Source organism: Pseudomonas sp. GW823-FHT02C05, assembly GCF_058797595.1.
In genome coordinates this window covers 1,387,254-1,408,332 of sequence record NZ_JBXAJU010000001.1, presented here as the reverse complement: position 1 = coordinate 1,408,332, position 21,079 = coordinate 1,387,254, and the positions used below count along the sequence as shown (strand labels likewise).

Annotated in this window: 17 protein-coding genes; 11 read left to right on the top strand and 6 right to left on the bottom strand. The window is 63.8% G+C overall.

What is annotated here, in order from left to right; genetic code table 11:
- Positions 1-28 precede the first annotated feature (28 nt).
- Positions 29-1,120, top strand: a complete 1,092-nt coding sequence (locus AC1RGE_RS06375; RefSeq protein WP_011061508.1) for a polyamine ABC transporter substrate-binding protein — start codon at positions 29-31, stop codon at positions 1,118-1,120.
- A gap of 163 nt (positions 1,121-1,283) precedes the next feature.
- Here the strand turns inward: AC1RGE_RS06375 and AC1RGE_RS06370 are convergent, their stop codons facing one another.
- The 5 genes from AC1RGE_RS06370 to AC1RGE_RS06350 form a co-directional block, all read right to left on the bottom strand.
- A complete protein-coding gene (locus AC1RGE_RS06370; protein WP_492583693.1) occupies positions 1,284-2,045 on the bottom strand; it encodes an SDR family oxidoreductase in 762 nt (253 codons plus the stop codon).
- Positions 2,042-3,424, bottom strand: coding sequence for an aspartate aminotransferase family protein (locus tag AC1RGE_RS06365; RefSeq protein WP_019095323.1), 1,383 nt, complete (start codon positions 3,422-3,424; stop codon positions 2,042-2,044). Before AC1RGE_RS06365 ends, AC1RGE_RS06370 begins: the two co-directional genes overlap by 4 nt.
- 78 nt (positions 3,425-3,502) lie before the next feature.
- Complete coding sequence (locus tag AC1RGE_RS06360) at positions 3,503-4,318, bottom strand: molybdenum cofactor biosynthesis F family protein (RefSeq protein WP_019095322.1); 816 nt, start codon at positions 4,316-4,318, stop codon at positions 3,503-3,505.
- 87 nt (positions 4,319-4,405) lie between these two features.
- On the bottom strand, positions 4,406-5,080 hold the full coding sequence (locus AC1RGE_RS06355; RefSeq protein ID WP_019095321.1) for a helix-turn-helix transcriptional regulator: 675 nt from the start codon (positions 5,078-5,080) through the stop codon (positions 4,406-4,408).
- Between the two features lie 175 nt (positions 5,081-5,255).
- Positions 5,256-6,590, bottom strand: a complete 1,335-nt coding sequence (locus AC1RGE_RS06350; RefSeq protein ID WP_011061503.1) for an aspartate aminotransferase family protein — start codon at positions 6,588-6,590, stop codon at positions 5,256-5,258.
- A gap of 284 nt (positions 6,591-6,874) precedes the next feature.
- On the opposite strand from AC1RGE_RS06350, the gene AC1RGE_RS06345 reads away from it, so the two are divergent.
- From AC1RGE_RS06345 to feaR, 4 genes are all read left to right on the top strand, one after another.
- Positions 6,875-8,362 carry an aldehyde dehydrogenase family protein gene (locus AC1RGE_RS06345; protein ID WP_210458653.1) on the top strand — a complete coding sequence of 496 codons (1,488 nt, stop codon included), beginning with the start codon at positions 6,875-6,877 and terminating at the stop codon, positions 8,360-8,362.
- 252 nt (positions 8,363-8,614) lie between these two features.
- Entirely contained in the window at positions 8,615-10,135 is a 1,521-nt protein-coding gene (locus tag AC1RGE_RS06340; RefSeq protein WP_072441710.1) for an APC family permease, read from the top strand.
- Positions 10,101-10,694, top strand: a complete 594-nt coding sequence (locus tag AC1RGE_RS06335; RefSeq protein WP_011061499.1) for a DUF3156 family protein — start codon at positions 10,101-10,103, stop codon at positions 10,692-10,694. The genes AC1RGE_RS06340 and AC1RGE_RS06335 overlap by 35 nt, the downstream gene beginning before the upstream one ends.
- Positions 10,695-10,843: 149 nt before the next feature.
- Complete coding sequence (feaR, locus tag AC1RGE_RS06330) at positions 10,844-11,782, top strand: transcriptional regulator FeaR (RefSeq protein ID WP_011061498.1); 939 nt, start codon at positions 10,844-10,846, stop codon at positions 11,780-11,782.
- Between the two features lie 262 nt (positions 11,783-12,044).
- Here the strand turns inward: feaR and AC1RGE_RS06325 are convergent, their stop codons facing one another.
- Positions 12,045-12,848 carry a helix-turn-helix transcriptional regulator gene (locus AC1RGE_RS06325; RefSeq protein WP_011061497.1) on the bottom strand — a complete coding sequence of 268 codons (804 nt, stop codon included), beginning with the start codon at positions 12,846-12,848 and terminating at the stop codon, positions 12,045-12,047.
- A 204-nt stretch (positions 12,849-13,052) separates the two neighbouring features.
- On the opposite strand from AC1RGE_RS06325, the gene AC1RGE_RS06320 reads away from it, so the two are divergent.
- From AC1RGE_RS06320 to AC1RGE_RS06295, 6 genes are all read left to right on the top strand, one after another.
- Positions 13,053-14,417, top strand: coding sequence for an APC family permease (locus AC1RGE_RS06320; RefSeq protein WP_011061496.1), 1,365 nt, complete (start codon positions 13,053-13,055; stop codon positions 14,415-14,417).
- Between the two features lie 9 nt (positions 14,418-14,426).
- A complete protein-coding gene (locus AC1RGE_RS06315; RefSeq protein ID WP_065364150.1) occupies positions 14,427-15,527 on the top strand; it encodes a DmpA family aminopeptidase in 1,101 nt (366 codons plus the stop codon).
- 299 nt (positions 15,528-15,826) lie between these two features.
- Entirely contained in the window at positions 15,827-17,275 is a 1,449-nt protein-coding gene (locus tag AC1RGE_RS06310) for a serralysin family metalloprotease (RefSeq protein ID WP_011061494.1), read from the top strand.
- A gap of 93 nt (positions 17,276-17,368) precedes the next feature.
- The gene (locus AC1RGE_RS06305) at positions 17,369-17,755 is read left to right on the top strand and encodes an AprI/Inh family metalloprotease inhibitor (RefSeq protein WP_011061493.1); all 387 of its coding nucleotides are present in this window, start codon (positions 17,369-17,371) and stop codon (positions 17,753-17,755) included.
- A 209-nt stretch (positions 17,756-17,964) separates the two neighbouring features.
- Positions 17,965-19,746 carry a type I secretion system permease/ATPase gene (locus AC1RGE_RS06300; RefSeq protein ID WP_011061492.1) on the top strand — a complete coding sequence of 594 codons (1,782 nt, stop codon included), beginning with the start codon at positions 17,965-17,967 and terminating at the stop codon, positions 19,744-19,746.
- Positions 19,747-19,760: 14 nt separating this feature from the next.
- Positions 19,761-21,077 carry an HlyD family type I secretion periplasmic adaptor subunit gene (locus AC1RGE_RS06295; RefSeq protein ID WP_370059505.1) on the top strand — a complete coding sequence of 439 codons (1,317 nt, stop codon included), beginning with the start codon at positions 19,761-19,763 and terminating at the stop codon, positions 21,075-21,077.
- Positions 21,078-21,079 lie beyond the last annotated feature (2 nt).

Genomic DNA, 21,079 nt, shown 5'->3' with positions numbered 1-21,079 from the left:
CAACAAAACCAGCCACAGGTATCGACTCATGATCCGCAAGACTTGCGCGTTGCTATTGCTCAGCCCGCTGTTCCTGGCCACGTCCCTGGCCCAGGCCGATACGGTGAAGATCTACAACTGGTCGGACTACATCGCCCCGGACACCACCAAGGCCTTCCAGAAGGAAACCGGGATTGGTTTCACCTACGACGTCTATGACAGCAACGAGACCCTGGACGGCAAGTTGATGACCGGAAAATCCGGGTATGACGTGGTGTTTCCTTCCAACCACTTCATGGCCCGGCAGATTCAGGGCGGGGCACTGAAGAAGCTCGACAAGAGCCAGCTGCCCAACTGGAAGAACCTCAACCCGGTGCTGCTCAAGGCCCTGGAGGTCAACGACCCGGGCAACCAGCACGGCTTCCCCTACCTCTGGGGCAGCACCGGCATTGGCTACAACGTGGCCAAGATCAAGGAAGTGCTGGGCAACGATGCCCCACTGGATTCCTGGGACCTGATCTTCAAGCCCGAGTACATGCAGAAGCTGCAGAAGTGCGGGGTGGCGATCCTCGACAACGGCCCGGAACTGATCCCTACCGCTCTCAATTACCTCGGGCTGGCGCACCACAGCAAGAACCCGGCTGACTACAAGCAGGCCGAGGCGTTGCTGATGAAGGTCCGGCCTTATGTCAGCTACTTCCACTCGTCGAAGTACACCAGCGACCTGGCCAACGGCAATATCTGCGTGGCGGTGGGATTCTCCGGCGACATCCTGCAAGCGGAAAGCCGTGCCAGGGAGGCGAAGAACGGGGTGGAGATCGGCTACTCGATTCCCAAGGAAGGCTCGCCGATCTGGTTCGACATGGTGGCCATGCCAGTGGATGCCCCGGATGAGCAGGCCGGCTATGCCTTCATGAACTACCTGCTGCGCCCCGAAGTGATGGCCGGCGTGAGCAACTACGTGCACTACGCCAACGGTAACCTGCAGGCCGACAGCCTGATCGACCCGGCCATCAAGAACGACACCAAGGTCTATCCGAGCCCGGAAATGATGGACAAGCTGTTTGCCCTGGAGGCCATGCCGCTGGACATCGACCGCATCCGCACCCGCCTGTGGAACAAGATCCGCAGCGGCAGCTGACCTGACCCCTTCGTAGGAGCCGGCTTGCCGACGAAGAGGGCCTCAAGCCCTGTGTTGCGCTCGGGGTCGCCTTCGCTGGCAGGCCAGCTCCTACGCCCGTCGTTCTCCATGGAAGGCGCCAGCCGGTCCGCCTCTTAGGTGCCGGTGTGGGGGGCGGCAGTTTCTATAGCTGGGTGTTTTCCGGGAGCAGGGCGCCGCCATCCACCACCAGGGTCTGGCCGGTGATATAGCCCGCTTGCCGTGACGCCAGGAACAGCATGGCCCAGGCAATATCCTCGGCGCTGCCCAGGCGCTTCAGGGGAATGCTCGAAGCCAGGGTCGAAGCGTCGCCGAGATTGTCTATGGCCTGGGTGGCAATCAGCCCGGGCTCCACGCCGTTGACCGTGATTGCATATTCCGCCAGCTCCAGCGCGGCAGCGCGGATGAAACCATTGACCCCGGCCTTGGAGGCCGCGTAGTGGGCGAGCCCGGGAATCGCCGTGCGCGGGCCGGTGACCGAGGAGGTGATGACGATCCTCGGCTGCTGGGACCGGCGCAACGCCGGCAAGGCGGCCCGAGTCAGCCAGAAGCAGCTTTTCAGGTTCACCGCCAGGGTGCTGTCCAGGGTTTCATCCTCCAGTTCGGCCAGCTTCTGCATCGGAAAGATCGCGGCATTGTGCAGCAGCAGGTCGAGGCCGCCGAAGGCCTCCAGGGTTGCCGCCACTGCCTGTTCGGCGGCATTGCGGGTGCCCAGGTCCACAGGCAGCAGTTCGGCGGTGCCGCCGGCTTGGCGAATCAGCCGCAGGGTTTCATCGCCTGATGCCGCGCTGCGGGTCGCCAGCATGACCCTGGCCCCCTGGGCGGCGAACAGTTGGGCGATGGCTCGGCCGATGCCCTGGCCGGAACCGGTGACCAGGGCGATGCGCCCACGCAGATCCTGGCTCATGAGCCGGCTCCTGGCAGAACCTGGGCCAGGCACTGGTCCAGCAGGCGATTGTGCAGGTCGACCTGCGCCTCGCTGGCGGTCGGGCACAGCAGCGCCATGTTGTGGAACGGCGTCAGCAACACCCCGCGATTGAGCAGGTACAGGTGCAGATAGGCTTCGATCAGCCCATGGCGGGCATGATGGGCCTCGCCGCCGTTGCGCGGAGGCTGCTGCATGAACAGGTATTCGACCCGGGCACCGATGCGGGTCACGTGCCAGGGCAGGCGGTGCTTGTGGATGATGGCTTCGACCCCGGCCCGCAGGCGCTCGGCGAGATGGAACATATGGGCGTAGCTGGCCTCGTTCATCACTTCGCTGAAGGTGGCGCGCATGGCCGCCATCTGCAGGGCGTTGCCGGCCAGAGTGCCGCCGAAGCCGAAATGGTTGATCGCCTGGCCCGGCTGGAAATGCGGCAGCACCTGCCAGATCCGTTTGGCCATGGCCTGGCTGGCGCCCCAGACCGCTGTGGGAATGCCACCGGCGATGGATTTGCCGAGAACGAAGAAGTCCGGCTGCAACCCGTGCTCGCCGCAATAGCCGCCGGGGCCGCAGGACAGGGTGTGGGTCTCGTCGATGATCAGCGGCACCTCGAAGCGCCGGGTCAGCTCCCGCAGGCCATCATGAAAGCCCGGGGCTGGCGGCACCATGCCGACGTTGGTCATGAAGGGTTCGGTGAGTACCGCGGCCACGTCGCCATGGGCCAGGGCCGCTTCCAGGGCCGGCAGGTCGTTGAACTCCACCAGCCGCGTGGTGGCCTGGTGCTGCAGGCCGTTGGCGTGCACGCCGTCCCGCGGGATCATCTGGCCCTGGGCGTCGAACTCCACCTGGGACTCGTCGACGCTGCCGTGGTAGTTGCAGTTGAACACCAGGACCTTCTGCCGCCCGGTGATCATCCGGCACAGGCGCAGGACAAAACGGTTGGCGTCGGTGGCCGAGGTGGTGACCTGCCAGTAGGGCAGGCCAAAGCGCCGGGTCAGTTCCTTGCCGACCCACAGGCTGTCGGCCGTGGGCAGCATCAGGGTCGAACCATGCAGAGCCTGTTCGGCGATGGCAGCGGCGACCGCCGGTTGGGCGTGGCCGAACATCGCTCCGGTGTCACCCAGGGCAAAGTCCACGTAGTGATGACCGTCGCAATCGGTGAGGGTCGCGCCCTGAGCGTCGGCCACCATGATCGGGTAGGAGCCGGGCCATTGCTGCATCCAGTGCAAGGGCGCGCCGTACAGCCAATGCTGGAGGTTTTCCTGGTAGAAAGCGCCGGAGCGCGGGTGTTTCTCGGCAAACAGTTGCAGTTCGGTCTGGTAGCAACTGGCGACGCGTTGCAGATCGAGGCCCAGAGTCATGGCAGTGTCCTGTGAGGAAGAGGGCTGGCTGGCCCAGGTGCCGGCCTGGGCCGGCAGCCTGGAGCCAGGGGGCGGGTATCAGCGGTGCCGGGTACGGTTGAGCACCTCTGCCAGGGCTCCCACCGGAAAGTTGGCGGCGCTGCTGAAGTCGGCACCCTGGTAGCCGAAGATCTTGCCGTCGCTGCGACCGGACTTGAGGTCGATCAGCACCAGGCCCAGGGTCGGGACGATCTTTTCTCGCCAGACGAACAGGTACAGCTGCTCGGCGATCTTGTAGTAGTGGCAGCGGTCGGTATCCGCCAGCCCCTGTTCGACGCCCCGCAGGCATTGCCAGCTGTAGAAGTTGGCATTCAGGTAGATGTGCTCGTAGGCCTCGCTGGCGCTGTAGATGTACCGGTTGCGCAGGCCCACCAGTTCATCGGTGGGTTCATGGCGTGGCGTGCCGGCGGTGACCGGCGTGTCGATGGCACCGTGGAGAAACTGGGCCTTGACCGAGGTCAGCTCGCCACCGGCCAGGGCCCGGCTGAACAGGTCGACGCTGGATTCGGCCTGGCTGGGCATCTGCCCGATGACGGCGCTGAAGCATTGCTGCTCAAGGTCCAGGACCAGGCTCACCGAGTGGATCTGCCCCTGTTCGTGCTTGAGGAAGTCCACCAGGTAGATGCCGGGGCGCAGGCAGGTTGCGCGATAGGGCAACTCGGCGCCGGCCGCTTCCCCGACGTTGTTCCAGCGCAGGGTGTGGGCGGCGAAATGGTGTTCGATCTGCCAGTGGTTGTCGAAGTGCAGGGTCAGGCGGCGACCGGCCAGGTCGTCGACCGCCGGGAGGATGTGATTGTCTTCGGCAAAGCCATCGGCGAGGGCTCCGACGGTGATCCATTCAGGTTGCGGGTTCATGGCAAGGCTCTTGTCAGCAAGGAGAGCTGCATGTTCGGCCGCCAGCCCCGGGTTGCCCATCAACCTTATGGTTGAAGTGCCCGGGCTTTACAGGAACAGCGCCCTGACCAGCTCCGTACGGTTACTGGCGCCGACCTTGCGGAACAGGTTGATCAAGTGGGTCTTGACCGTGGGCAGGCCCAGGTCCAGGCGCCGGGCGATGGTCTTGTTGTCTGCGCCGTCGCGCAGCAGCCAGGCGATTTCCCGCTCCCGGGGTGTCAGGCCCGACAGGCGCTCATCGACCTGGGACCAGGGCGCCAGGGCGGCAATCTCCAGCAGGCCCTGCAAGGCATGCAGGGTGCCCAGTTCCTCCACGCTGAAGTGCCCCAGCCCGACGTCGCGCAGCAGCGACAGGCCGGCGACCGGCCGTTCGCCATCGCGGGCCAGGATTTCCACCACATCCAGTACCCCATGGCGCTGCAGGAACCCCTGATAAACCTCGCTCTCGTGATGGCCCTGGTGGGCCATGCCCATGTGCAGAGACAGCACCGGGCGCCCCGCCGCGGCGCAGTGACGAGGTTGCAGGGGGTCGTAGTGGCGAAAGTGCTGCAGGTAGGCCTGGTGCATCTGCTCCGGCATGCGGTACAGCGAAAAATCCCGGGCCTGCAGTTGGGCATCGATGCGGTAGAAGGCGCAGAGGCTGGCGGGTACTACCCGGGTGAAAGCGGCGATGCAGCGGTGGCCCAGTTCATGGGGGCCGGGCAGGGAGGCGGGTGCGTTCATCGGATGGCTCCTGGCTGGACCTGGGGCAGTGGCTCGGTGAAAGGGGCGCAAGGACGTGGATTGATCCTGTCCGGAACCCGGACTGCCACAGTGAAACCCTGCTGGGCGTGCCTGGCAAGCCTCCAGCGCTGCAGGCTGCGATCGTGATTGCCTCGATCGCAGCCTGCGGCCGGGGTTAGCGGCGGGCCTTGCTCAAGCCTTCGGCCAGGGCGTCGACTATGGCATCGGCCTGTGCCTGCTGGATCACCAGGGGCGGCGAGAGAATGATCTTGGTGCCCACCGGACGCACCATGACCCCGTTGTCCCGGGCGATCTGTGCCACCTGATTGGCGTAGCCGCTCATGGGGTCGATGGGTTCGCGGGTGGTCTTGTCCGCCACCAGGTCCAGGGCCAGCATCAGGCCCTTGCCGCGCACTTCGCCGACGGTGTCGAAGCGCTCGACGAAGGGCAGCAGCTTGTCGAGCATGTAGTCGCCCATTTTCGCGGCGTTGGCCGGCAGGTCCTCCTTGACCACGATGTCCAGGCACGCCAGGGCGGCGGCGCAGGCTACCGGGTGCCCGGAGTAGGTGTAGCCATGCATGATGGCCCCGGTGAAGTTGGCGTTCTTCTCGAAGGCTTCCTCGATGCGCCGGTTGACCACCGTGGCACCCAGGGGGATGTAGCCCGAGGTGATGCCCTTGGCCAGGCACATGATGTCGGGCTTGACGCCCCACAGGCGGCTGCCGAACATCGAGCCGCTGCGACCGAAGCCGGTGACCACTTCGTCGGCGATCAGCAATACGCCGTACTTGTCGCAGACTTCGCGGATCAGCGGCCAGTAGTTGGCCGGTGGCACTATCACGCCGCCAGCGCCCTGGATCGGCTCGGCAATGAAGGCGGCGACGGTGTCCGGGCTCTGGAACTGGATTTCCCGCTCCAGCAGGTCGGCGCAGATCTTGCCCAGCTCTTCCGGGTCCTGGCTGTAGGGGTTGCGGTACAGCCAGGGGGTATCGATGTGGTAGCAGCCCGGCAGCAGCGGCTCGTAGTTGCGGCGGAACACCGTGTTGCCATTGACCGAGGCGCCACCGAAGTGGGTGCCGTGGTAGCCCTGGCGCAGGGAAATGAACTTGGTGCGGTCGGCCTGGCCTTCGAGCTTCCAGTACTGGCGGGCCAGCTTCAAAGCGCTTTCGATGGCGTCCGAGCCGCCGGAGCTGAAGGCCACCCGGCGCATGTCCTCGGGTTCCAGCAGGTTCATCACCACCCGCGACAGTTCTTCGGCCCGGGGATGGCTGACCCCGTCGAACAGCTGGAAGTATTCCAGTTCATCAAGTTGCGCGGTGATCGCCGCCTTCACTTCCTTGCGGTTGTGGCCGACGTTGACGTTCCACAACCCGGCAACGCCATCCACCAGCTGGTGGCCCTTGTCGTCATACACATAGCAGCCGTCGCCACGGACGATGCGGATCGGCTCGCGTTGCTTCATTTCGTTGGGGTGCAGCATGGGGTGCCAGAAACGGCTTGGTTCGCTCACGTTGAGTCTCCTGATAACGCACGGACAGCGTGGAGATATTAGTGCGTCATTTATGCGCCCCTGGCTTGCCTCTGTGTGCCAGGGCACTTGACCCAGGCTGCCAGTGGCGGGTTTGCGCGCCTGTTCGCCGGCCAATGGCGCGCACCTGCAGGGGCTGGCTTGCCAGCGAAGGCCCTGGCGGGGCTGGCAGCCAGGGCCAAGTTTCGCGGCAGCCAGGGTCAAGACGGCGTGCGCCTTTGCGCTCAAAGTCCATCTCGAACTAGGTCTACCTGCGAGGATTCAAGATGAGCGTTGCCATCGACCCACGTGTCGCTGCATTCATAGACAGTCAGCATGGCCTGCTGATCGACGGTCACAGCCAGCCGGCCCTCAGCGGTGCGCGGATGGCGGTGTACAACCCCGCCAGTGGCGAACAATTGGCCGAGGTCGCGGCAGCCGCCCAGGCCGATATCGACCTGGCGGTGAGCGCCGCACGTCGGGCCTTCGAGGGTAGCTGGAAGGCGCAGCGCCCCGCCGACCGCGAGCGCCTGCTGCTGAAGCTGGCGGACCTGCTGGAGGCCAATGGCGAGGAACTGGCGCAGTTGGAAACCCTCAACAACGGCCAGTCGATCCACCTGGCCCGGGCCCTGGAGGTGGGAGCGGCCGCAGAGTTCACCCGCTACATGGCTGGCTGGGCCACCAAGATCGAGGGCAAGAGCCTGGATGTTTCCATCGCCGCAGTGCCCGGGGCGCAGTACCGGGCCTACACCGTGCCGGAGCCGGTGGGCGTGGTGGGGGCCATCGTGCCGTGGAACTTCCCGCTGCTGATGGCCATCTGGAAAATCGTTCCGGCCCTGGCCTGTGGCTGCACCGTGGTGCTCAAGCCGGCGGACGAAACCCCGCTGACCGCGTTGCGCCTGGGCCAGTTGTGCCTGGAAGCGGGGATCGCCCCCGGGGTGGTCAACGTGGTCACCGGCAGTGGCGCCCAGGCCGGCGCGGCCCTGGCCGCGCATTCGGGAATCGACAAGCTGGCGTTCACCGGCTCGACCCAGGTGGGCAAGCTGATCGGCCATGCCGCGGTGGACAACATGACCCGTTTTTCCCTGGAGCTGGGCGGCAAATCGCCGGTGATCGTGCTTGACGACTGCGACCCGCAGACCGCTGCCGCCGGCGCAGCCGGGGCGATCTTCTTCAACCAGGGGCAGGTGTGCACGGCGGGTTCGCGGCTGTACATCCAGCGCCGCATCTATAACGAGGTGCTGGAGCGCCTGGTGGCCATTGCCGGGTCCCTGAGCATCGGGCCGGGGCTGGACGAGCAGGCACAGATCAATCCGCTGATTTCCGCCAAGCAGCAAAAACGCGTGCTGCAGATGGTCCAGCGCGGAGTCGAAGAGGGCGCCCGGCTGCTCTGTGGCGGTGTCGCCCATGGCGAGCGGGGCTTCTATGTGCGCCCGACGGTGGTGGCCGATGTGCACGCCGACCAGCAACTGGTGCGCGAGGAGATCTTCGGCCCGGTGGTGGTGGCCACGCCGTTCGACACCCTGGACGAAGTGGTGGGCCTGGCCAATGACAACCAGTACGGGCTGGGGGCGAGCATCTGGTCCAACGACCTGGGGCGGGTCATGCAGCTGATTCCGCAGATCAAGGCCGGCACTGTCTGGGTCAACACCCACAACATGCTGGACCCGTCGATGCCCTTCGGTGGCTACAAGCAGTCGGGTATCGGTCGCGAGATGGGCCATGCGGCCATCGAGGCCTACACCGAGAACAAGTCGGTGTGCATCGCTTATTGAGCCGAACGCCTTCGCCGGCCAGCCGGCCCCTGCGGGGGCAGGGCCAACCGGTTTACTGTAGGAGCCGGCTGGCCGACGAAGAGGCCCCTGGATTGGGCGGTGATCTTGCCGACGCCTTCGCTGGCGAGCCAGCTCCTACAGGGTGTGAACATGAAGACAGCTGCGTCAGACAGCCAAGCACTCCGCCATCAGGCGTGCCCTTGAAATGCCTAGAACAACAATCATCAACCCATGCTTTCGAGGTTTACCACCATGTCGCTCAACGACAGACTCAGTCGCCACCTGGATCAAGGTGTAGTCGGCTTTCCCACGGCCCTGGCCAGTGCCGTGGGCTTGATCATGGCCAGCCCGGTGATCCTCACGGCCACCACGGGCTTTGGTATCGGCGGCGGCGCCTTTGCCATGGCGATGGTGATCGCCCTGGTGATGATGCTGGCGCAATCCACCACCTTCGCCGAAGCGGCCTGCCTGCTGCCCACCAACGGTTCGGTCTATGACTATCTGGCCTGTGGCCTGGGGCGTTTTTTCGCCATCACCGGGACCTTGTCCGCCTACCTGATCGTGCACGTGTTCGCCGGCACCGCGGAGACCATTCTCAGTGGAGTCATGGCCCTGGTTAACTTCGAGTCCCTCAACACCCTGCTGGAGCAGAGCGGCAGTGCCTGGCTGGTGGGGGTGGGGCTGGTGCTGTTCTTCGGTGCGCTGAACGCCGTGGGCATCACCGCCTTCAGCCGTGCCGAGGTGATCCTGACCTTCGGCATGTGGACCACCCTGATCATCTTTGGCGTGCTCGGGGTGCTCAAGACACCGGCGGTGCAGCTCGATGGCTGGTTCGGCGCCTCGATGGTGGGTACCGACCTGCCGACCATCCTGTCCCTGGTGGGCATGGCCATGTTCATGTTCGTCGGCTGTGAATTCGTCACGCCCCTGACGCCGGATGTGCGCAAGGCCGCCCGGACCATTCCCCGGGCCATGGCCCTGGGGCTGGTGGGGGTAGCGGTGTGCATGTTCATCTATGGCGCGGCGATGAAGCGCCAAGTGGAAAACATCGCCCTGAGCGAGGATGGCAGCGTGCACCTGCTGGATACGCCCATGGCCATTCCGCATTTTGCCGAGCAGATCATGGGGCCCTTCGGCCGTATCTGGCTGGGCATCGGCCTGCTGTTCGCCGGCGCCGCCACCATCAACACGCTGATGGCCGGCTTGCCGCGGATCCTTTACGGCATGGCTCTGGATGGGGCGTTGCCGAAGGTCTTCACTTACCTGCACCCGCGCTTCAAGACGCCGTTGCTGTGCATTGCCGTAGCCGTGCTGATTCCCTGCCTGCATGCCTGGTGGCTGGGGGGCAGCACCGACAGCATCATGCACCTGGTGCTGGCGGCGGTCTGTGCCTGGAGCACTGCCTATCTGCTGGTCACCCTGTCAGTGGTGATGCTGCGCATTCGCCGGCCGGACCTGCCCCGGGCCTACAAGTCGCCGTGGTTTCCGCTGCCGCAGATCCTGTCTTCGGTGGGCATCCTGCTGGGCATGTGGTTCATCACGCCGCCGGGCATGAATCCGCGGGACATCTATGTGCCTTTCGGCAGCATGCTGGGCCTGACCGCGATCTATGCGCTGGTCTGGACCCTGCTGGTGCAGAAGGTCAATCCGTTTCGCCCGGTGCCGGTGGAGGAGGTGCTGGAACAGGCGCTGGGCCTGAACCCGGATACCGCCCATAACCTACGGGAGAGCGCGCCTGATGAATCTTTCAAGCTGGCGGCAAAACCTCTTTGAACTGTGGAACCGCGCGCCATCGGGCTATCGCCCGGGGCTGACCCTGGGGCAGTTGCGTCGGGATCTGGCGGGGCTCGATTTCACTGCACAGAGCCAGGTGCAGGGCGGTTTTCATTGCCCGCAAAACGGTTTGAGGTTCGAGGTGCAAGAGCGCGCCCAGGCGCAGTTCCTGATGCACATCGTGGCCTGTGAGTGGCGCCTGCCGGTGCCTTGCGACACGGCCCGGCAGGCGCGGATCCGTCTGCGTCACACTGGCGCGATCCGCCGTCAGGGTGTCGCAGCTCGGCTGCTCACGGGGGAGGACGCTGAATGGGCGCCGCTGCTGCAGCGCCTGTGCAGTGACCAGCGCTTGCTGGAGCACCTGTTGCCCCTGGATTTCAAACACCTGGAATTGCGGCGCGATGCCCAGGGCTGGCAGGTGCACCTGGAGCATTTCGGCGCCAGCGAAGTGGTCAACCGCCTGCCCGGGTTCCGCCGCTATATCCGCTTGAGCGCTGAACAGCGGGTGGCGCTACTGGGCAGCTTCACTGAGTTGTACAAGCTACTGCGAGATTTCTGAGGGACATAACCGTAAGCGCTGGCATACAGCCTGCTTAAGCCATAACAGACTATCCATGCTGTCAGGCGCCTTGCCTGGCAAATAGATAACATGTTAATGATATCGCCATAACAACAAAGGCGGTTGGAACCGGCTTCTGGAGGTGCACAGTGCTTGCTTCGCATAGTTTCAGTTCCTGGGTGGGCGCCCTGCAGGGCGTCTGCGGTCGATTCGATGCCCGTCCGGCGCGCAATCCCGCCTTGTTCATTGGTGAAGTGGGCATGCAGGATTATGCCGGGCTGGAGGTGGCGCAGATCCGCACCAACGCCGGGCTGATCTCCCGCCAGAGCACCAAGGTCGATCATGAGGACGATCGCCATTGCTTCCTCATCATCCAGCGCAGCGGCCATGCGCGCTTGAGCCAGGGCGGCGAAAGTGTCGAATTGGCCCCGGGGGACATGGCGTTGCTGGACTCCGCCGGAGCCTGCGAGATCGTGCCCCATGGCCTGATCGAGCATGCTTCGTTCCATCTGTGCCGGGAGGACGTCTACCGCCACCTGCCGGCCCAGCAGCGCAAGTTCGGCAAGCTGTCGCAAAACTGCGCCAGCGGGCGCCTGATGCGTTTGCTGGTGGAGCAGATCTGCGCCGGCGAATTGCAGGGTTGTGCGGCCCAGCAGGAAGGGCAGGCCTTGCAGGAAGCCCTGATTGCCTTGCTCGGTCCGACCTTGCGCCAGACCGTCAACAGCCTGGATGGCTTTGACGAGGGCCTGCATGGCGGATGCCTGCGTGATCAGGCGCGGCAGTTGATCAGCCAGTCCCTCAATGAGCCGGGCCTGACTCCGGTATCACTGGCCGGCCAGCTGAATATCTCGGTGCGCCAGCTGTACCGGCTGTTCGAGGAGCAGGGGGACAGCGTTTGCCGCTTCATCCAGCGCTCGCGGCTCAAGCGCAGCGCCGCGGACCTGAGCAATCCGCACCTGCGCAACGAATCCATCACCGACATTGCCTTCAAATGGGGCTTCACCGATTCGGCGCATTTCAGCCGTACCTTCAAGAAGCATTTCGAACAATCGCCCCGGGATTTCCGCGCCCGGTCCCTGAACGCCTGACGGCATGGCCCTTGCGGCCGCCGTCGTTGCCGGCGGCCGCACCGCAAGGCATGCGCCGCTCTTGAGTGCGCCTTCGCCTGTAGGAGCCGGCTTGCCGGCGAAGAAGGCCGCAAGGCATGCGTCGCTCTTGATTGCGCCTTCGCTGGCAAGCCAGCTCCTACCGATAGCAGATAGCAGATAGCAGATAGCAGATAGCAGATAGCAGATAGCAGATAGCAGATAGCGGATGACGGGCGGCGGATGGCCGCTGGCAGACCGGCAATCACGGATTTTCCAGGTCGTGCCCCAGGGATTGGATAAACAGCGAGAACAGCTCCGGCTGGCTGGAGATATCCAGCTTGGCGTAGAGGTGGCGGCGGTGGACCTTGATGGTGTCCGGCGAGATCTTCAGCCGTTCCGCCATGGCCTTTGAAGAAAATCCCCGGAGGATCAGGCGGGCTATCTCCAGCTCCCGCTCCGAAAGTACGGCGCTGCCGAAATGGCTCAGGGCGTCGCGGATCTGGCTGGCCATTTCCTGGGGCGCAGGGCTTTGGGGGCGGGCCTGGCTGTGTTGCCAGTGCTGCTCCATCAGCGGCAGTACCCAGGCTGAAAAGGTGGTGAGCAGGCCGATCTCGTCGTGGCTGAAGACGCACTGGCTGCCCAGGGAAAGCGACAGGGTGCCAGCCTCGGGCAGTTGCAGAATCAACTGCACCTCGTCTTCCAGGACGTTGTCGTGGAAGTAGCTGAGAAAGTATTCGCTCTGGCGGAAATGGTCCGGGGCCACTTCTTCCAGGCGGTACAGGCCGCTGGGGTAGCCTTCGCGACAGGCCTGGAAGAAGGGGTCCAGCAGGTACAGGCCGTTGAGGTAGGTGAGCATGGACGCCGGCTTGCTGCTGGGTTCGGCGTCATATTCCTCCAGGGCCCGGGGCGGGCCGTCCAGCGGGTAGAAGATCGCCAGGGCGTTGTCGAACGGCGTAGCCTGGTGCAGCAGCAGGATCAGCTGTTTCCAGAAGCGTGGATTGCCGATCAATGTGAGGGTGCGGCCCAGGCCGGCATGCAGGCCCACTTCCCTGAACAGGTTACTCAAAGGCGTTGCTCCGTTGATCCGCTGAAATGTCGTGGCCCGGTTTCGTCGATTTAACCGCCGTCGTCAAGGGGAGTACTCCAATAGGGGAATTGGGTGATGGTCTGCATCTGCCTAGAGTAGCTCCCAGCAAGTGCGCCCCAGAACGCACCCGCCCGATGAATTTCGTTTCTGCCTCAGACCAACAATAAACACGAGGATAACGATATGAGCTCTCCCTCTGCGCCCGACGGTGCGCTGAAACCTACCTTGAGTGTGTTCGATGTGGTGGCCATCACCGTGTCCGGTGTGACCCCCGCCAGTTCAGTGTTCGTGATCGCCCCCTTCGCCATCCATCAGGCCGGTAGCGGGGTGTTCCTGGCCTTCGTCATGGCCGGGTTGCTGGCCCTGATGTTTGCCTTTTGCTACGCCGAGCTGGGCCGCGCCCACAACAGCGCCGGCGGCGAGTATGTATACGCCAAGCGAGTGTTCGGCGGCATGGCCGGTTATGCCACCTTCCTCACGGTGCTGGTGATGCTGCTGTTCATTCCGCCGGTGCTGGCCACTGGTGCCGCCACCTACCTGAACAATGCCCTGGGCACGAACTTCGATTCCCAGACCGTGGCCCTGGTGATCGTGGTCTGCAGTTACCTGCTGGGCATCCTCAATATCAAGCTCAATGCCTGGATCACCGGCACGTGCCTGCTGCTGGAAGTGGCGGCCTTGCTGGTGATCGTCTGGCTCGGCTTCGGCAATGCCTCGCAGCCGGTGAGCATTCTGCTGCAACCGCAGATCGTCGATCACGGCGCCTTGCAACTGGCGCCCTGGGCACTGGTGATCGGCGCGGTGGGCATCGGCCTGTTTTCCTACAACGGCTACGGCCCGGCGGTGCTGCTGGCCGAAGACATGAAATGCAAGGGCCGCGGGGTGCACAAGGCGGTGCTGTGGTCCCTGGTGCTGGTGGTGATCATCGAACTGGTGCCGCTCACCGCGCTGCTGATCGGCGCGCCGTCCTTGAGCGCGATGCTCGCCAGCCCCGACCCCATCGGTTACCTGCTCACCAGCCATGGCAACGAGACCCTGGCCCGGGTGGTCAGCGGCGGGATTTTCCTTTCGGTGTTCAATGCCATTGTCGCCATCGTCATCCAGATTGGTCGGGTGGTGTTCAGCAGTGGCCGCGATGCGCTGTGGACGCCCACTATCAATCGCCTGTTCACCCGCATTCACCCGCGCTGGGATTCACCCTGGCTGGCGACCCTGTTCCTGGCCATTCCCTCGGCGGTGCTGAGCTTCAGCTCGAACCTGGCGGACCTGACGTCCTTCAGCGTGCTGCTGATCATGCTGGTGTACCTGATCGTCGCCCTCAGCGCGCTGATGAGCCGGGTATTGCTGCGCGACCGCGAGCATCCCTACCGCATGCCGCTGTGGCCGCTGCCGGCCTTGCTGGCGGTGCTCGGCGCGGGTTACCTGCTGGTCAATCTGTTCCTCGAAGCGTCCCTGCGGGACATCATGGTCATCATCGGGCTGCTGGCGCTGTCGGTGATTCTTTATGGCACCAACGGCCGGTACAGCCCGGCGTTTCAGAAACTGTAAGGAGTGGTTATGCGAGCACGTCAATTGGGCATCCACCTGGGCCTGGGGACGCCAGGCCCGTTCAATGCGATCACCGATGTTCCCGGGGTGCGGGTCGGCCACAGCACCTTGAATGCCAGTGTGGACGGCAAGCAGGTGCGCACTGGGGTTACCCTGGTCCAGCCCCGGGCCGGGCACGCCCGCCAGCAGCCGTGCTTTGCCGGTTGCCATGTGCTCAACGGCAATGGCGATGCCACGGGCCTGGAGTGGATTCGCGAGGCCGGCACCCTGACCACGCCGCTGGCGATCACCAACACCCACAGTGTGGGCGTGGTGCGCGATGCCTTGATCGCCCTGGAGCGTGAGGCATTGCAAGACCCGGCGGTGTACTGGTGCATGCCAGTGGTGATGGAAACCTACGACGGCCTGTTGAATGACATCTGGGGCCAGCATGTGGGTGTGCAGCAGGTGCGCGAAGCCATGGCCTGCGCCGAGTCCGGGCCGGTGACCGAGGGCGCGGTCGGCGGCGGCACCGGGATGATCTGCCATGAGTTCAAGGGCGGCATCGGTACGGCGTCGCGGCGGCTGACGGCCGAGCAGGGCGGCTACACCGTCGGCGCCCTGGTCCAGGCCAACCACGGCAAGCGCGAGGAACTGCGGGTCGATGGCTATCCAGTGGGGCGCCGGCTGGGGCATATCCCTTCGCCGTTTGCCGAGCGCGGGACCCCGGGCATGGGCTCGATCGTGGTGATACTGGCCACCGATGCGCCGCTGTTGCCGCACCAGTGCCAGCGCCTGGCCCAGCGCGCATCCATCGGCATCGCCCGCACCGGCGGAGGCACCGAGGATTCCAGCGGCGATATCTTCCTGGCCTTTGCCACGGGAAACCGGGACTTGCCGACGGCGGACTACGGGCGCAAGGGCCTGGGTTTCAGCACACCGCTGGCGATGCTCAACAACGATCACATCTCGCCCTTGTTCAGCGCAGCCGCCGAAGCGGTGGAGGAAGCCATCATCAACGCCCTGCTGGCGGGGGTGCCCATGACCAGCGCCGACGGCGTGCAAGTGCCGGCCCTGACTGCGCAAGTGTTGCTGGAAACATTGGAACTAACTGGTTGGAACAGAAGTTAACGGACTAAGAAGTGCGACGCGGTCGACATAACTGTTTATATGGATATTTAATAATTAAATTGTAGATTGTCGGACAATGACTGCCGTTAATCAGTTGGAAAAGAATCTTTCGACTGTACAGTCATTGTTTGCTGGAGTTCGCTGGAACAGTGAGATTTGACGTCAAAAAAGTAGTGGACGCCTGATTTCAAATTGTGTCAGTTTTCTTGCGCCTGCTTAGGGCGAGTGATAGGACGATCTCGCCAGGGATTGTCGCTATCTGACAAAAACTGTTCCATTGATTACAAGGAAGTGTGTTTATGTCGAAAGTAACAGAGAACGCTATTGCATCTGCCGAACAACAACTGGTGCCTTTGGCCGCAGCAAGTTCGGCGTATAACCAGATCAATAGCTTCAGCCACCAATACGATCGTGGCGGCAATCTCACGGTCAATGGCAAACCTTCGTTCTCGGTCGACCAGGCCGCCACGCAACTGCTGCGTGACGGTGCTGCCTACAAGGACCTGAACGGTAACGGCAAGATCGATCTGACCTATACCTTCCTGACCTCGGCTTCCTCGAGCACCATGTACAAGCATGGCATCTCCGGGTTCAGCCAGTTCAGCGCCCAGCAGAAGGCCCAGGCAGTCCTGGCCATGCAGTCCTGGGCGGACGTGGCCAACGTCGTGTTTACCGAGAAAGCCTCGGGTGGCGACGCCCACATGACCTTCGGCAACTACAGCGGTGGCCAGGATGGCGCGGCGGCATTTGCCTACCTGCCAGGTACCGGCGCCGGCTACGACGGCACCTCGTGGTACCTGATCAACAGCAGCTACACCCAGAACAAGAACCCCGACCTGAACAACTATGGCCGTCAGACCCTGACCCATGAGATCGGTCACACCCTGGGCCTGGCTCACCCTGGCGACTACAACGCCGGCGAAGGCAACCCCAGCTACAAGGACGCCAGCTACGGTCAGGACACCCGTGGCTACAGCGTCATGAGCTACTGGAGTGAAAGCAATACCAGCCAGAACTTCAGTAAGGGCGGGGTCGAAGCCTATTCGTCCGGCCCGCTGATGGACGATATCGCGGCTATCCAGAAACTCTACGGTGCCAACTACAGCACCCGTGCCGGCGATACCACCTACGGCTTCAATTCCAACACCGGGCGTGATTTCTACAGCGCCAGCTCGTCTTCCGACAAGCTGGTGTTCTCGGTGTGGGACGGTGGCGGCAACGATACCCTGGACTTCTCCGGTTTCACCCAGAACCAGAAGATCAACCTCAATGAAGCCTCGTTCTCCGACGTTGGCGGCATGGTGGGTAACGTTTCCATCGCTCAGGGCGTGACCGTGGAGAACGCCATCGGCGGTTCGGGCAACGACCTGTTGATTGGCAACAACGCCGCCAACGTGCTCAAGGGTGGTGCCGGCAACGACATCATCTACGGCGCCGGCGGTGCAGATCAGCTGTGGGGCGGCTCGGGCTCGGACACCTTCGTGTTCGCCGCCAGCACCGACTCCAAGCCGGGTGCGGCCGACCAGATCATGGATTTTGTCAGCGGCCTGGACAAGATCGATCTGACCGGGATCACCAAGGGCGCCGGCCTGCACTTTGTCAACGCCTTCACCGGCGCGGCGGGTGACGCGATCCTCACCACCTCCGGGGGTGTGAGCACCTTGTCCGTGGACTTCTCCGGGCATGGCGTGGCGGACTTCCTGGTCAGCACCGTGGGCCAGGCAGCGGTCAGCGACATCGTCGCCTGAGTGAAATGAGCACAGGGCCGCGCAGTCGAGCGGCTCTGCGTTCTTGCTTTGGGCCCTGGCCTGAGCGAGTCTACCGGGCGAACGGAGCACCCTATGACCCTGCATATTTCCTGTTGCCGGGCGGCCCGATGGCTGCTGGCGACACTGATGATCTTTTATGGAGCAATCACCATGGCAAGCAGCCTGCGCTTGGCGGACCCCTCGGAACTGGTTGGACACTGGCAGCTGCAACAGGCAGCCGCACCCGCTGAAGGTTGCACCCTGGACCTGCTGCACAACGCCGCCCTGGGCGACGGCGCCGACTGCCTGTCGAAATGGCTCGGGGAAGCCGCGGTAGGCTGGTTCCCGGAGCCCGATGGCATTGCCATTACCGGCCGCGAAGGCTCGAAAATCATTTTCTTCAGTCGCCAGAAAGAGGGCCTCTACGAAGCCCGCCTGAAAGCCGACGGTCTGATTGTGTTACAACGCGCCGCTAATTAAGCGATGAGTGTGTTCGTCTAATAAACGACGGCCATTATATCGCCACTCTCTTGGCCGGCAGGAACATGTTCGGGCTGCTGTTGGATACAGCTGTCCGAATTATTCGTGTCCGCAGGATTCAGCAACTAAGTAGTGCGGGTTGTTAGTTGTAGGCTACATTGGTTCCACGCTAGCGGGCGCGGATTAACAGCTCAGGGAAAATGTTAGAAATGGTGAAGAACAATCATCCTGCACCACTGTTCAAGGCACTGGGCGAATATAAGGGCATCCTCATCAGTGTCGGTTGTTTCACTGCGTTGATTAACGTGCTGATGCTGGTGCCTTCCATCTATATGTTGCAGGTCTACGACCGGGTACTGTCGTCGCAGAATGAAACCACCCTGGTGATGCTGTCGTTGATGGTGGTGGGCTTCTTCGTCTTTATCGGTCTTCTGGAAGTGCTGCGCAGCTTTATCGTGATCCGCATCGGCAGCCAGCTGGAGCGCCGCTTCAACCTGCGGGTCTACCAGGCCGCGTTCGAGCGCAACCTGTCCCGGGGCGAGGGCCATGCGGGGCAGTCCCTGGGAGATTTGACCCATATTCGCCAGTTCCTCACCGGGCCGGCACTGTTCGCCTTCTTCGATGCACCCTGGTTCCCCATCTACCTGCTGGTGATCTACGCCTTCAACGTCTGGCTCGGAGTGTTCGCCACTGTAGGCGCGTTGTTGCTGATTGCCCTGGCGTACCTCAACGAAGCCATGACCAAGAAGGACCTGGCCGAGGCCAGCGGTTTTTCGCAGCGTTCCACCCAGCTGGCCACCAGCCACCTGCACAACGCCGAAACCATCCAGGCCATGGGCATGCTTGGCGCCTTGCGCAAACGCTGGTTCGCCGTGCACTCGCGCTTTCTCGGCCTGCAGAACCAGGCCAGCGATACCGGCTCGGTGATCAGCTCCCTGAGCAAGACCTTGCGTCTGTGCCTGCAATCCCTGGTGCTGGGCCTGGGTGCCTTGCTGGTGATCAAGGGCGACATGACCGCCGGGATGATGATTGCCGGTTCGATCCTCATGGGCCGGGTGCTGAGCCCCATCGACCAGTTGATCGCGGTGTGGAAACAATGGAGTTCGGCCAAGCTGGCCTACGGCCGCCTGGATGCACTGCTGCGCGAGTTCCCGCCCAGCGATACGGCGATGTCCTTGCCGGCGCCCAAGGGCCAGGTGAGCTTCGAGCAGGTCAGCGCCGGCCCACCCGGACGGCGGATGGCGACCCTGCAACAGGTGAACTTCAGCATCAATGCTGGCGAAGTGCTTGGCGTGCTGGGGGCTTCCGGTTCCGGCAAGTCGACCCTGGCCCGGGTACTGGTGGGCGTATGGCCGACCCTGGGCGGTACCGTGCGCCTGGACGGGGCCGATATCCATCGCTGGAACCGCGACGAACTGGGGCCCTACATCGGCTATCTGCCTCAGGATATCGAGCTGTTTACCGGCAGCATCGCCGAGAACATCGCACGCTTTCGCCAGGCCGACCCGGAGCAGGTGGTCCAGGCCGCGCAGATGGCCGGGGTGCATGAGCTGATCCTGCGCCTGCCCCAGGGCTACGACACCGTGCTCGGCGATGACGGCAGCGGCCTGTCCGGTGGCCAGAAGCAGCGGGTGGCCCTGGCCCGGGCGCTGTATGGCAGCCCGAGCCTGGTGGTGCTGGACGAACCCAATTCCAACCTCGATACCGTGGGCGAAAGTGCCCTGGCGGCGGCCATTGCCCAGCTCAAGGCCCGGGGCACCAGCGTGGTGCTGGTGACCCACCGTTCCTCGGTGCTGGCCCTGGCCGACAAACTGCTGGTACTCAACGAAGGCCGCTTGCAGGCCTTCGGCCCGAGCCAGGAAGTGCTCAAGGCCCTGGCCGGCGGCCAGCAAGCCCAGGCCCAGGAGGCGCCCAAGCCCGTTGCAGCGGCGCCCGGCGGCCTCAGCATGAGCCGGCAATACCAGGCTCCGACACGGAATTCAGGCGCATGAGCAAGGACAGCAACATGATGATCGAAGAAGGTTACGCGCCGGAACGGGTCGAGCGTGACGCGGGCTTTTTCGCCCGCATGGGCTGGATCCTGGCCCTGGTGGGGGCGGGCAGTTTCTTCGTCTGGGCGGCGCTGGCGCCCCTGGACCAGGGCATTCCGGTGCAAGGCACGGTGGTGGTGTCCGGCAAGCGCAAGGCGGTGCAGTCCATGAGCAGCGGGGTGGTCAGCCGGATCCTGGTGCGCGAGGGCGAAAGCGTGAAGCAGGGCCAGCCGCTGTTTCGCCTGGACCAGACCCAGGTGGCGGCGGACGTGCAATCGCTGCAAGCCCAGTACCGCATGGCCATGGCCAGCCTGGCGCGCTGGCGCAGCGAGCGCGACAACCTCAAGCAGGTGGATTTCCCCGCGCCCCTGAGCGACAGCGACGATCCGCGCCTGGCCCTGGTGCTGGAGGGCCAGCGCCAGTTGTTCAGCAGCCGGCGCGAGGCATTCTCCCGGGAGCAGGCGGGCATCCGTGCCAATATCGAAGGCGCCACCGCGCAACTGGCCGGCATGCGCCGGGCCCGCACCGACCTCGGTAGCCAGGCCGAATCCCTGCGCCAGCAACTGAGCAACCTGCAACCTTTGGCGGACAACGGCTACATCCCGCGCAATCGCCTGCTGGAATATCAGCGCCAACTGTCCCAGGTGCAGCAGGAACTGGCGCAGAACACCGGGGAAAGCGGGCGAGTGGAGCAGGGCATCCTCGAATCCCGGCTCAAGCTGCAACAGCACAGCGAGGAGTACCAGAAAGAGGTGCGCAGCCAGTTGGCCGAAGCCCAGCTCAAGACCCAGACCCTGGAGCAGCAACTGACCTCTGCCGGTTTCGACCTGCAGCACAGCGAGATCATCGCCACCGCCGACGGCATCGCGGTCAACCTCGGGGTGCACACCGAGGGCGCGGTGGTGCGCCAGGGCGAGACCCTGCTGGAAATCGTGCCCCAGGGCACTCACCTGGAGGTGGAAGGGCGGCTGCCGGTGAACCTGGTGGACAAGGTCGGCACCCACTTGCCGGTGGACATCCTGTTCACCGCCTTCAACCAGAGCCGCACGCCACGAGTGCCGGGCGAAGTCAGCCTGATTTCCGCCGACCAGATGCTCGACGAGAAAACCGGCATGCCCTACTACGTGCTGCGCAGCAGTGTCAGCGACCAGGCCATGGAGAAGCTCAACGGCCTGGTGATCAAGCCCGGCATGCCGGCGGAAATGTTCGTGCGCACTGGCGAGCGTTCCCTGCTCAATTACCTGTTCAAGCCACTGCTCGACCGGGCAGGTTCTGCACTGACCGAAGAATAAGG